7 protein-coding genes are annotated in these 13,486 nt (G+C 37.6%); 2 read left to right on the forward strand and 5 right to left on the reverse strand.

Annotated elements, in window-relative coordinates; all coding sequences use genetic code 11:
- Positions 1 to 207: 207 nt before the first annotated feature.
- The 3 genes from JL102_RS07070 to JL102_RS07080 are packed head-to-tail and all read right to left on the reverse strand — an operon-like array spanning position 208 to position 5,001.
- On the reverse strand, positions 208 to 2,070 hold the full coding sequence (locus JL102_RS07070; RefSeq protein WP_202243561.1) for a glycoside hydrolase family 35 protein: 1,863 nt from the start codon (positions 2,068 to 2,070) through the stop codon (positions 208 to 210).
- Between the two features lie 56 nt (positions 2,071 to 2,126).
- Positions 2,127 to 3,584 (reverse strand): alpha-L-fucosidase, encoded by a 1,458-nt coding sequence (locus tag JL102_RS07075; RefSeq protein ID WP_202243562.1) that lies wholly within the window; start codon positions 3,582 to 3,584, stop codon positions 2,127 to 2,129.
- Between the two features lie 7 nt (positions 3,585 to 3,591).
- Entirely contained in the window at positions 3,592 to 5,001 is a 1,410-nt protein-coding gene (locus JL102_RS07080) for an alpha-L-fucosidase (RefSeq protein ID WP_202243563.1), read from the reverse strand.
- 188 nt (positions 5,002 to 5,189) lie between these two features.
- On the opposite strand from JL102_RS07080, the gene JL102_RS07085 reads away from it, so the two are divergent.
- Positions 5,190 to 7,085: a beta-N-acetylhexosaminidase gene (locus JL102_RS07085; RefSeq protein WP_202243564.1), complete on the forward strand. Its 1,896-nt coding sequence runs from the start codon at positions 5,190 to 5,192 to the stop codon at positions 7,083 to 7,085.
- A 90-nt stretch (positions 7,086 to 7,175) separates the two neighbouring features.
- Entirely contained in the window at positions 7,176 to 8,195 is a 1,020-nt protein-coding gene (locus tag JL102_RS07090; protein ID WP_237390465.1) for an isoaspartyl peptidase/L-asparaginase family protein, read from the forward strand.
- 63 nt (positions 8,196 to 8,258) lie between these two features.
- Here the strand turns inward: JL102_RS07090 and JL102_RS07095 are convergent, their stop codons facing one another.
- On the reverse strand, positions 8,259 to 9,623 hold the full coding sequence (locus tag JL102_RS07095) for a hypothetical protein (RefSeq protein WP_202243565.1): 1,365 nt from the start codon (positions 9,621 to 9,623) through the stop codon (positions 8,259 to 8,261).
- Between the two features lie 179 nt (positions 9,624 to 9,802).
- Complete coding sequence (locus JL102_RS07100) at positions 9,803 to 13,033, reverse strand: PAS domain S-box protein (RefSeq protein ID WP_202243566.1); 3,231 nt, start codon at positions 13,031 to 13,033, stop codon at positions 9,803 to 9,805.
- Positions 13,034 to 13,486: the final 453 nt, after the last annotated feature.

Genomic DNA, 13,486 nt, shown 5'->3' on the forward strand with positions numbered 1-13,486 from the left:
ATTGTGTTTGAAACCATACTGCTGTATTGTATGAGACTAACAGGGGAGTTGTTGGGATGTAAGTGAAGTAATTATTGTTTACACATCTGAGTCAACTAACGATCGAAAGAACTCTATGTAGATAAGTGGATAGGTGTGGCGTGTATGGAATGTATTGAAGAAAATAACAAGCCTGCAAGTGATCACAGGCCTGTTCTAGGTGGTGGACTAATCTGCTTTTAAATCCATTAATATGGGTTCTTTTACGCTTGAAATAGCGCTTTGTTGAGTGTCATTAAGCTGCTCGAAAACGACTATTGTATTGTCTCCTTCATTGAGCCAGCAACCTGGTACATATAGTGTTTGCTGAGGACCTACCTTCCAGTACCTTCCAAGGTTATGGCCATTAACAAAGACTATTCCTTTACCCCAATTGGTCATATCGAGGAAGGTATCTCCTGCTGTTTTTAGATTGAAGGTGGCTTCATAGATGACAGGTAAACCAGTTTTGGCTTCTTTCAAATTATCTAATGAAGGTGCCTCATCAAATGGGGCCTGGTACATTTCCCAGTTTCCGGTGATTTCATAATCATTAATAGTTACGGGGCTTATTATTCCCTTCTTATTATGCACTATTTCAGCTCCGTAATTAATTCTTCCCATGTTTTCAACTAGAATTTCTAGAGTGCCATTAAAGGGTATTGTGATATCCATTTCATAATTATTGAATACCCTGTTTAATACGCCTTGCCTCTTTCCATTCACATATACTGTGGCATAATCTCTAAGGCCTTCTATTTTCAATTTGCCATTAATGGGCTGAGTAAACCTCTTTTTATAAAGTACATAGCCAGATTGCTGCATTAGCTCTTCATAAGTAAGAGGAGTTTCTGATTTTACTGGTTTCTGCTTTTTAATATAGCTAAGTGCATCAGCTGATTTTGAAATTTCAATAGAAGGAATGGCTATAACTGGTATCTGGTCAGGAATAGTTGGCACCTCATATGAAACGTGTTTCTTCATCAATTCTCTGATGGCTTTGTATTTTGGAGTTGCCCAGCCTGCTTCGCTTATAGGAGCGTTATAGTCATAACTAGTTAGGTCTGGCTGTATATCATGTTCATCATTATAATTAGCGCCACTGGTGAAACCAAAATTAGTACCACCATGAACCATATAGAAATTGAAATCCACACCATTCTCTAAATAGGTTTTAGCCTGATTGGTAAGGCTTTCAGTTCCTATGGTGATGAAGTCCTCAGCCCAATGGTCTAGCCATCCGGAATAAAACTCGGCTACCATATACGGACCTTCATCATTATGATACTTGTTTACAGCCTTTTTTAGATTATTAACATTTCCTTCTCCGTTGGCAGTTGGCAATACACCATCAATGGCGCCACCCTCAAATAGCCAGCTTCCATCAGAAGTGAAGAATGGTCCGTCAAATCCTACTTCTTGAAGCATCTCATAGATTTTTGTTCTATAGGCAAGGTGATCTTCCGCACTTACGTCTTGTCTTTGAGAAACGTAAGATCCAAACTCATTTTCTACCTGAGTCATAATAATATTGCCTCCTTTACTCACTTGTAGATCCGCTACTTGCTCTGCAAGTTTGCCTAGATATACTTTGCATGAATCTAAAAAGGCCTGATTGTTAGCTCTAATCTCCAATTCTGGATTATTTTGCAGCCAGAAAGGGTATCCCCCAAATTCCCATTCAGCACAAACGTAAGGGCCTGGTCGTAAGATTACATATAGCCCTTCCTCTTTAGCCGTTTTTATGTATTCTGCCAGGTTTTTGTTTCCAGTGCTAAAATCCCATTTTCCGGGCTCTACTTCATGGTAATTCCAAAATACATAAGTTGCCACCGTGTTTAATCCCATGGCTTTAATCATTCTTAACCTATGCCTCCAGTATTCTTTAGGGATACGGCTATAATGCATTTCACCACTATAGATATGAATAGGCTTTTTATTTACTTGAAAGCTTCCATCTTCTATTCTGAAAGACTTTTTTCCTTGAGCATTGGTCTGGGCTATAGCCACACCAACGAGCATTAAAAAAATAAACGTCCTTAATTTCCTCATATATAACTAATTGGGTATATAACAAAGTGTAATTCCATTATATACACAGCTCTTTCTTAGTGAATTTCGATATTATTAATAACGGGACATGCTTTACTATCTGTTATATTAATTTTGATTTTATCTGTATTCACAGGTTCTTCAAGTCTTAATATTCTCTTATAACCAATAGTGGTGGCTTCAGTAATAGCCTCCCATTTTCCATTTGACCATGCTTCTACGTTAAAAGACTTAACACGCTGACCTAAAGGAATATACTCTTGAATAGTAATGTACTTTACTTGTTTTGCTTCTCCTAAATCAATTTCTAAAGAACCTGTATTTACGGCATCATCAGTAGCCCAGTAAGTATCATAGTTATCATCAATAACTAGGCTCGCAGCGTATGATTCCTCGTCTCCGCGAACAGATGAGGCTGCGATAGAAGCTCCTTCTGTAAGGTCATTAGCAAATTCTTTCTTAAGAAGTGCATTCCATCCTTTTAGTGAAGCAATGTCATTTTCATGAAAAAGACCTCTTTTATCAGGAGGAATATTGAGCAGTAGGGTCGAGCCTCTACCAACAGAGGTAAGGTAAATATCCAGTAATTGCTCTGGAGTTTTTACCAAAGAATCTTCTTTAGCATGATAAAACCAACCTGGTCTTATGGAAGTGTTAGCCTCTAAAGGCACCCATTGGTCACCATTTTCAGATCCTCTATTCAATAGGTCTTGTATGCCAGACATACCCGCGTAAATGGTATCAGGAGAAATGGTATTCCAGTTGGTTGATCCGGCCCTGGCCAGTTCATTGCCTCCCCATCTTAAATCGGGGCCTCCATCACTAAAGAACAAAACCTTAGGCTCCATTTCACGCACTATTTCTAATGTTTTTGGCCAATGGTAATAGGTCTTACGGTCTATTTTTCTTTCTTCATTAGCTCCTCCATAGTATCCATCACCACCGTTGGCGCCGTCAAACCACATCTCAAATACATCTCCATAAGAGGTGAAGAGTTCTTTTAGCTGATTTCTGTAATAGGTGATATAGGTAGAGTCTCCATAATCTGCCCTGTTACGATCCCAAGGTGATACATATACACCAAACTTAAGTCCGTATTTTTTACATGCATCAGACACTTCTCTTACAATGTCGCCCTCTCCATTTTTGTATGGACTGCTTGCTATGTCGTGCTCAGTATATTCAGAAGGCCATAAGCAGAAGCCATCATGATGCTTGCAGGTAAGAATCACACCTTTAAACCCCGTCTCTTTAAGTACCTTTACCCATTGATCGGCATCAAGGTCAGTAGGGTTGAAAAGCTCAGGAGATTCATCGCCAAACCCCCATTCCTTATCCGTAAAAGTGTTTATTGTAAAGTGAATAAAAGCATTTTTCTCCATTTTGTGCCAAGCCATCTGTTCAGCTGTAGGAACAGGGCCTACAGCTTCTGGTGCTGGAGTATCCTTTTTGTTTTTGCAGCCTACTATTGATAGTGCCAATAGAGCTATAACTACAAACTTATTTCTTTTCATGGGATAATTAGTTTCCTGTAATGAATTCAAATGCTAAGGCTGGATAGGTGTCATTATTGCTAATGAACTTTTCAGGTATACTGATTTCAACTTTTCCTTTGTTAAGTTTCCAGTTTACTTTTTTACCGTTGCTAAGCATTTTTATTTTACTACCTTTTTTAGGTGTATTTCCTTTCCAAATTACCGTGCTGGGCACTTTTTCACTTTCTGGTATATTTACGATAGCATATTTTTCGCCTTCTTTTCCTTCTGTGAAAAATACGTTTTCATAATTGTATTCAGGAGTTATTCTAGTATTGTATATTGCCTTTCCATTTTGGTCTAACCAAGCACCAATCTGTTTCATACGGGTCACATCCTCTTCTCGAAGCGTACCATCTGGCTTAGGGCCTATTCCTAATAACAGGCTACCACCTTTCGCTACAATTTCTACTAGTGAATGAATGATCTTGGTAGAAGACTTTAGTTCATCATTGGGCACATAGCCCCAGTTATTAGCTAAAGGTATACAGCTTTCCCATGGGTTACTGATCTGGTGATCAGGAATGCTTCTTTCAGGAGTCTGGTAGTTTTCATAAGGACCATGAACGGTTCTATCTACCACTAATAGACCTGGCTGGTGTTCTCTGGCCATAGCCGCTATTTTGGGCAAGTCTATACTTTGTTCTCCATTTCTTACCATTCTTCCAGGTCTTACCCAGCCTCCATCTAGCCATAGTATATCGATGCTGCCATAGTCAGAAGTAAGCTCTTCTACTTGATTATAAGCAAATTGTTTAAATTTATTCCAACGCTCAGGGTGAGCAGCCAGGTTGTAATTTACATTACGATCCCAAGAGCCATATTTATCCCACCAGAAGTATTGAGAATGCCAGTCTGGCTTGGAATAGTAGGCGCCAATCATCATGCCTTCATTGCGGAAAGCTTCAAATACATACTTCGCTACATTAGCTTTTGGGTGGTTAGCGAAAGGGCCATTAGTTATTTTAAAATCTGTTTGCTGAGTATCAAACATATTGAAACCATCATGATGTTTAGTGGTGAATACCACGTACTTCATGCCTGCCGCTTTAGCGGTTTCTGCCCATTTTTCAGGAGCAAAGTTTACAGGATTAAATTCATTGCTCAGTCCCCAATACCACTCTTTGAATTCGCAGTAGGTCATAGAATCTTTTCGATTGATCCAGTCTTCTGAAGTAAGTTCCCATGATTCAACCATTCCGGCTTGCGCATAGAGACCCCAGTGTATGATCATACCGAACTTCTGATCTTGCCATTTCTCTAGCTTGGCAAGCACCTTTGGATCCTTCGGCCAGTCGTATTCTGTAGACATACCGTGTAAATTATTTTCCTGTGCTCTTACGAATAAGGGGGCAGTCAGAATAAGGAGTAGCATCACCGCTATATTCTTGCTCATATAGTATTACCTTTAGTTTGAATGTATGATTAGACTCTTAATTACAATCTTAAATAAAAATCTTTAATTTTGGAAAATGTGTGCGCAAACATTTGTAAATTGGTCACAAGATAATTAACATATTTTCAGGAAATGTTATTTTTAACATTTATACCTGATGTTTTAGTCAACCCTTTAAGAAGAAAGAAATGAGAAATCACTTTTTACAACTTTTAATTTGGGCGGTGTTATTCACGAGTATCAGTTGTTCTACTTCTGTAATGAAACAAGAAGAGTATAACTCCCCCATCAGTATTATTCCTGAGCCTGTTAGTTTAGAACAGGGAAAGGGCGCTCTTATTATCAACGAAAATACAAAGCTTTTATTTGCCAATGAAGATGAAGAGGCTAAGAAGATAGCTAAGTCTTTTTCTGATCAATTTAGCTTGGCATCTGGAATTACACTTTCAATAGAAGAGAGTGCAGAAGGCAATGTAGAAGGTGGAATTCTTTTTAGTGTTAATGAAAACCTTGACGTACCGGCAGAAGGTTATGAGCTTATTGTGGATGATAAGGGAATTTCAATTGTAGGAAAAGATAATGCTGGTCTTTTTTATGGTATGCAAACATTAAAACAATTGCTACCTCCGGCTATAGAAAGCACAGAAAAAGTAGAGGGAGAAAAGTGGTTGGTGCCATTAGTCTCTATTCAGGATTATCCTAGGTATAAATGGAGAGGACTACATTTAGATGTATCAAGGCATTTCAGCTCAGTAGATTTTGTGAAAGAGTATATTGACAATATGGCTATGCATAAGTTAAATACTTTTCATTGGCATTTAACTGACGATCAGGGCTGGAGAATAGAAATTAAAAAATACCCCAAACTTACTGAGATTGGAGCTTATAGAGATGAGACATTGGTAGGTCATGCAGGTTCAACGGAGTTTGATGGTAAAAGATATGGCGGTTTTTATACTCAAGAAGAAATTAAGGAAGTAGTAGCTTATGCAAAGGAGAGGCATATAACTGTGGTGCCAGAAATAGAACTACCTGGTCATGCTACAGCAGCAGTAGCTTCTTATCCTGAAGTCGGAGTAACTGGTAATAGACCTAAGGTAGTTACTGAGTGGGGAGTTTTTCTTGATATTTATGGTGTTGAGGATGAAACCTTTGAGTTTTTGCAAAATGTACTGGTAGAGGTGATGGAACTGTTCCCTAGTAAATACATTCACATTGGTGGCGATGAGGCCTGGAAGGATCAGTGGAAAGCATCTTCTAAAGTTCAGGAAAAGATAAAAGAGCTTGGACTTAAAGATGAGCACGAACTGCAAAGCTGGTTTATTACCAGAATTGAAAAATTTGTAAATTCAAAAGGTCGTCAGATCATTGGTTGGGACGAGATTTTAGAAGGTGGCTTGGCTCCCAATGCAGCTGTTATGTCATGGAGAGGTGAAGAAGGAGGAATTGCTGCTGCTAAAGAAAAACATTATGTAGTGATGACTCCAGGAGGATATGTTTATTTCGATCACTATCAAGGAGATCCTAAGTTTGAGCCATTACAAATTTCTGGTTATACCACTCTTGAAAAAGTATATTCTTATGATCCTACCCCAGAGGTATTATCAGAAGAGGAGAAGAAGTATATTTTGGGAGCACAGGCTAATGTGTGGTCAGAGTATCTGCCTACCTCTGAAATGATCGAGTATGTTGTTTTTCCAAGAGTAGCTGCTTTGTCAGAGGTGTTATGGACTCCATTGGACAATAAAGATTGGGAGGCATTCAGGAAAAAGATCCCTAATCAGTTGAAGAGGTATGAATATAGAGGTATTAATTACGCCAAGAGTATTTACTATGTTACCTATGATATAGAAGATAAAGATGGCACAGAGAAATTGGTGGTGACGTTGAAAAATCAATTTGGCCTTTCTAACATGTATTATACTACAGATGGTTCTGAGCCTACGAAAGAGTCTTCGTTATATGAAGGGCCTTTGTATCTGGATGAAGGGACTACTTTAAAAGCAGTGGTTATTCAAGACGAAGAGCCAATGGCTAAAGTAACAGAGATTACTGTAGAGAAACCCAAGGAAGAGGAGAAGTAATAGTTTTGTAAAATGAATTAATAAAGAACAGGGCTTTAAGCCCTGTTCTTTAAATATTATTGATACTCCAAAATTAACCTAAAACAAAGCATGAAGAATAATAGAAGAGACTTTATAAAGAAGTCTTCGCTAGGAATAGGTCTGGCAGGTGCAGGGTTTATGCCTTTAGCCTGTAGTTCAGAAAAAAAAGATAGTACTGAAGCCACAGCCGCCGCAGCTGGTAATGACTCGCAAGTAAAGAAGCCCGTAGTTATTTCTACATGGAATCACGGAATGGCGGCTAATGCAGCGGCCTGGAAGCTTCTGAAAGATGGAGGAAGTGCGCTTGATGCAGTGGAAGCGGGAGTGAGAGTGCCAGAGAGTGACCCGGAAGTACGCACAGTAGGTCTGGGAGGGTATCCTGACAGGGAAGGTAAAGTGACGCTTGATGCCTGCATTATGGATCAGAATAGTAACTGTGGATCAGTGGCCTTTTTAGAGGAAATAGTTAATCCTATTTCTGTGGCAAGAAAAGTCATGGAAGATACTCCACATGTAATGCTGGTAGGAGAGGGAGCTCTTCAGTTTGCCGTAGAGAAAGGTTTTGAAAGGACAAACCTGCTTACAGAAGCATCAAAAAAGGACTATGAAAATTGGCTAAAGGAATCTAAGTATCAGCCAGTAATTAATATTGAAAATCATGATACCATAGGTATGCTGGCTTTGGATGAAAAAGGTGATATTTCTGGTGCTTGCACTACTAGCGGAGCCTCATACAAAATGCACGGAAGGGTGGGGGATTCGCCTATTATAGGTGCGGGTCTTTTTGTTGATAATGAAGTAGGAGGAGCTTGTGCTACCGGACTAGGTGAAGCTATCATTAGAGTTTCGGGCAGTGCTATGGTGGTAGAAGTGATGAGGCAGGGCGCCACCCCTCAAGAGGCATGTAAAATAATAGTAGAACGTATTTATAACAAGCTAAAAGATGTAGAGAATCTGCAAGTAGGCTTCCTGGCTTTGGATAAAAAGGGGAATTATGGTGGCTATGCCATTCATAAAGGCTTCAACTATGCTATCTATTCAAATGCCGTTAATAATGAATTGATCGATGCGACAAGTATGTTTAATTGATCGTTTTTGATGTTTAATTGAACTTTATAAAAAAAACAGGCTTAGGTACTAAGCCTGTTTTTTTTATAATATCTGAGATGGTGGAATAAATCGGCCCGCCATGATATATTCCTGTAAAGCATGCTCTATTTCTTTTTTAGGAAGGTAGTTTGAAGCTACTTTAAGAAAATCCTTAGGGGTTAGGTCTCTATTTTTTTTAATACTTCTATTCATAAGGCTTCTCATAAAACTTTGATAGGTCTTGCCTTCTTCATTTAAAGATGAGATTTGCTTATTTATATAAGCAGCAAACAATGCTCCTCTTTGGTAAGGCAATTTTTCATCCTCATGGTTATTCCAAGAGTGGTTTAGTATTTCACTTTTCGGAATGGTACTCGCTGGGTTTTTTAGCAGATTACGATAGGTGTCAGAGAGTGTATTCTTTAAATCCATTTCTGAGATAAGGCCACTGTATTTAAGTAAAAGCCAGGTGTTGTAATCTGTGAATCCTTTGTTAAACCATTGGTTATCAGAGTTCATAGCCAAATTATCTGATCCGATAAACTTCTGCATCATTTCGCGTGAGACAGAAATAATTGCCTCTTGGTTAGTGAGGATTTTGTCTCCTGAATATTTTATATGACAACCTGCTTTAAAAGCGATGCTTGATATATGATTATGGTTTTGATCAAAAAATGGAGAAGCAATTATGGTATAGACTTTCTCCTGTGTTTTGCCCCAAAATTCAGATAGAGTAGGTATAAATGTGTCAATGTAGTTCATGAAGCTAGGGAGGTTCTGTGATGCTTCCGATTGCTCACATAACACAATGTAATTTTTAGTTCCACCTGTTATCCTCTCTTCCATATGCAAATTAGAGGCGCCACAAACTACGCCGTTTATACCTTCGTGCAAGTTAATAGTTACTTCTTCTTTAGGTTGGAGAGTAGGGGCAAAACTAAAAAAAAGAGGAAATGCTTTTGCAGCAGTATATTGAACAGACATTTTCATTTTATGATACTGTCTGTTATTTAATATCGGTTTAAGAAATAAAGCGTTAGAAAAAGAGAAAATGTATGAGTCGGTGATAATTGGTTTATATGCATCACCTAATGATTTTTGCGCATTAATATGTGTATTTATGATATCATATTGAACAAGAACGATGTCGTTTGCAGGGTGAAAAAAGGTGATGGAGTTATTCGCAGAGTCTGTTTTGAAGGTTACATTACTTTGGAGGTTTACTAGGTCTTTAAGGCTACTACTTACGCCATGGGAATGTTTATGACCATATTCAAAAACGGTACTGTTTTTTTCTATGGGGTTATATCTTAATGATACATGGATGACACTGGCTTCAAAATTAAAAGTGTATACCATGCCTGGTTTAGCAATAGCAATAGATACAGAAAAGGCTAAAAAAAATAAGGTACTCTTAATGAGCTTCATAGCTTTAAAAAGGTAAAAGTGGTTTTGGTTTAATTTTCAAAGATAAGTTATTTTGGTCGGTTAGAGAAACTATATTATCAACTACCCAGGTAGAAAAATAGTGTTTTACTAGAGCAGAAGAAATAAAAAAATCCACTTCCAAAGGCTGGAAGTGGATTAATAATCAATTGAATATTTTACTATTTCTTTTTAGCCATTACTAATTCTGTAATGTCTCTTGAGTAATTGGCTACGCCAACAATGTTATCTTTGATATCCCTAATAGGACAGTAAAAATTATATATGTGAATCTCTCCTTGTTTCGTATTGTATTTAATGGTGAAATCAAGTGTTTCTCCTTTAAACACCTTATTGATGATGTCTCTTATATCTTTTTTCTGATCATCAGTATGTTGCATATCTATAAAGCTCTTTCCGGCTTCTACCTTATTGCCATTTTGAGCTAGAATTTCTTTGAAAGGTTCGTTGAATAGAACTATTTTTCCCTCTTTATCCATGGTAAATAGAGGATCAGGAATTACGTTCATTACTTCTTTTAGATATTTCTCATTTTTCTGAACCTCAGCCATAATCCGTTCCATTTCTTCCTGAGTGGCAGAGAGTTCTTCCATGTTTTGCCTTAACTCCTCCTCCTGAGCTCTCATTTCTTCAGCCTGCTCTTGAGTTTCTGCTAGAAGTTCATTCTGTTGTATTCTGGCTTCTTCAGTTTCTGTAATGTCTTTTGCAAATATGGCTGCAGCAATTACTTCATCATCCACATTTTTGATAGGACTGTAGATTACATTGAAATAGTGTGTCTTGTTAAAGATGATTTTTTCAACTTTAACTTCCATCATTTCACCACTGAGTGCCTTTTTCATTAGACTTAGATGGCCTTCTACTTCCTTCTCGTCAAAAATGTCAGAAATAGGAGTGCCTTTTTCTATATGCACGCCTTGATCGTTCCAAAGATTTTTGAAGACCTTGTTGAATATCACTACTTTAAGGTTTTGGTCTACTGTAAATACATTATCTGTAGTGGAATCTATAACGTCAGCAATGAATTGTCTGTTGTCTTCCACCTCTTTCAGTATTCTCTCTACTTCTTCCTGTGTAGCAGACAGTTCCTCCATGTTTTGTCGCATCTCTTCTTCTTGAGCTCGCATCTGTTCTGCCTGTTCCTGAGTTTCTGCCAGTAGCTCATTTTGTTTTATGTTGGCAAGCTCTTCTTCAGTTACATCTTTAGCAAATACAGCTGCCGCCACTACCTCACCTTCCTGATTTTTAATGGCATTATAGATAATATGGAAATAGTAAGTTTTATCCCCAATTATTTTGCTAGATCTTATTTCAGTACCAACACCTTCAAGCGCTTTTTTAATTAATGCCATGTGCTTCTCGCGTTCTTCCTCTTCAAAAAACTGACTAATAGGTATACCTTTTTTCAGTTCTATGCCCTGACTTTCCCATGCATTTCGAAAGACACTGTTATATATAAGAAGGTTTAATTGTTTGTCAACAGTAAAAATGGTGTCTGCAGAGGCATTAATCAAGTCGTTCATAAATTGTTGGTTATCCTGAACTTCTTTTAGAATACGTTCTATTTCTTCTTGCGTAGCAGACAGTTCTTCCATGTTTTGTCGCATCTCTTCTTCCTGCGCTTTCATTTCTTCAGCTTGTTGCTGAAGCTCTTCATTGGCAAGCTTCGAGTCCGTTATGTTGATGGCAAGCTTTAGTACGCTCTGAGGCTCTCCTTTATTATCTTTTATAACGGAGTAGCTGCCCCGTATATACACTTTATTACCATTTTTGTCATACCTAATATATTCTCCATTATGAATCTTTCCTTTTCCGAGATCCTTCCAGAATTGAAGGTATTCAGGTGAATCACCGTATTCCCTTTCTACGAAAATTCTGTGGTGCTTGCCTTCAATTTCCTCCATGGTATAGTCCATCATTTTCAGGAAATTTTCATTGGCATTACGTATGATTCCATCCAGGTCGAATTCTATAGAAGCGATACCGCTTTCATCCACTGCAGCCATACGACTTTCTACTTCGCTGCTCTTTCTAGATATTTCTTCTTGAGTAGCCTGAAGTTCTTCCATGTTTTGCCTCATTTCTTCTTCCTGAGACTTGAGTTGTTCTGCTTGCTGCTGGGTCTCCTCGAGAAGTGTTTTGGTAGTTTGGTTTATTTGAGCTGCAGAAATTACGGAAGCAATGCTTTCAGCCAACTTCTCTACAAATTCTATCTGATAATCTTTAATGGTATGGAAGGAAGCTAGTTCTATTACACCATATATATCCTCCTGCACTTTTAAAGGTACTATTAGTATGCAAGTAGGTGGGGCCTCTCCTAAGCCTGACGTGATTTTTACATATGATTTAGGAACCTCTTTCATAAATATCGTATTCCCCTCAATCCAACACTGGCCTACAAGTCCTTCTCCTTTGGAAATCTGCTTCTCCATAAATTTTTTGCGCTCGTATGCGTAAGCAGATTTTAATTCTAGGTATTGGTTTCCATCAGTACCTTCTATCACAAACAAAAAGCCTTGATTGACATTTAGATAGCTTACCAATTTGCTGACAATTCTTTCAGATAAACTATTCAGGTTATTATCGGTTCTTAGTATCTCGCCAAACTCAGCAATACCGGTATTGACCCAATTTCTCCTTTCATTATCTTCTAAGTTTGATAATATTTGATCCTTCATTTGAGAAAGCGTGTAGGCCAATTTATCTTCTTGAATATCAAGGCCTATTTCGTGATTGAAATTTCCAGATGAGATGGCTTCTACATAAGAAGTTAATTTTTCAATTCTGTTTTCTTCTGAAGTTAGCTTTTTGTTGCTCAAGGATGCGGCTTTCTTATTTTCTTTATACACGATGTAAACTAAAACACCCATAATAATGAACAAAAGTAATTCTGCTACAATCAAAATTACGGTCCATGTTACAATAGCAGATTCAAGTTCTTCGGCCGTTTGAGTTAAAGAAGCGCTAAGACTGTTTAGGGTTCCTGTCAGTTTTTCGGCTTTGTCATCTATTTGAGTCTTATTGAAAGCTACCTCTTCAGAAAATTGCGCGTTTAATTCTTTTGATTCTATCCAAGCCCTTTTTAATAGGCGGGAGCTAGCGTTATCTTTGAAGTAAAAATCATCTTTTTTCTCGTAAGCAGAATTTAGTATTTCGTAAGCTTCAGCAAACAGTTCGGCTTGCTTGAAAGCCTGTGTTTCATCCTGAAGTTTTTCAAGCCCCAGTCTTCCTTTTGAGGTCTTAGTCCTGGCGACATCTACCACCTCAGCTAATGATAAGTTAGACTGCTGCTTTCTGATATTGCCGAGTTGATATTGAAAACCTAAAAAGCCAATAATTAACCCTAATATCAGAATCCCTCCTAGGCCCTTGAAGTAATTATTCATATTCATAAAAAAGATAGTGTTTGGTATATATTAAATACGAAAAAAAATGCCAGAAATGAAAGCTTTGATACAGAGCTATTTGCATCTTCTAATCAGGGGAATTAGTCTCATTTTAGGAAATTATTCCAATAGCTGAATAGAAATAATAACTTATATGTGTTAATGTAATTAGTAACGCTTTATTGCTTTATGAACTATATTATATAATGAAATAAGTAAAGTGTGATTATTTGGTATTTTAACATGTATACATACTCAGAAAGATGATAGTTATTGAAATGCAGAGCTTGAGAATTGATCCGTTTATGTATACTCTATGCCTGTTTGAAATGAGAGGTTTAATTGCCATACCCTTTCTAATATTACAATTTACATTTCAAAAATTGACATCAGTAAATATTATTGCTTTCCCGATTATGCGGTTACAGAAGATTCCAATATACAATAAGTTTTAAAATG

Origin of the sequence: Fulvivirga sediminis, assembly GCF_016757215.1 — a bacterium.
Classification (GTDB): domain Bacteria; phylum Bacteroidota; class Bacteroidia; order Cytophagales; family Cyclobacteriaceae; genus Fulvivirga; species Fulvivirga sediminis.

Coding starts and splice junctions, on each gene's coding strand:
- JL102_RS07070 (WP_202243561.1), bottom strand. CDS start 2,070: ATGAGGAAATTAAGGACGTTTATTTTTTTAATGCTCGTTGGTGTGGCT.
- JL102_RS07075 (WP_202243562.1), bottom strand. CDS start 3,584: ATGAAAAGAAATAAGTTTGTAGTTATAGCTCTATTGGCACTATCAATA.
- JL102_RS07080 (WP_202243563.1), bottom strand. CDS start 5,001: ATGAGCAAGAATATAGCGGTGATGCTACTCCTTATTCTGACTGCCCCC.
- JL102_RS07085 (WP_202243564.1), top strand. CDS start 5,190: ATGAGAAATCACTTTTTACAACTTTTAATTTGGGCGGTGTTATTCACG.
- JL102_RS07090 (WP_237390465.1), top strand. CDS start 7,176: ATGAAGAATAATAGAAGAGACTTTATAAAGAAGTCTTCGCTAGGAATA.
- JL102_RS07095 (WP_202243565.1), bottom strand. CDS start 9,623: ATGAAGCTCATTAAGAGTACCTTATTTTTTTTAGCCTTTTCTGTATCT.
- JL102_RS07100 (WP_202243566.1), bottom strand. CDS start 13,033: ATGAATATGAATAATTACTTCAAGGGCCTAGGAGGGATTCTGATATTA.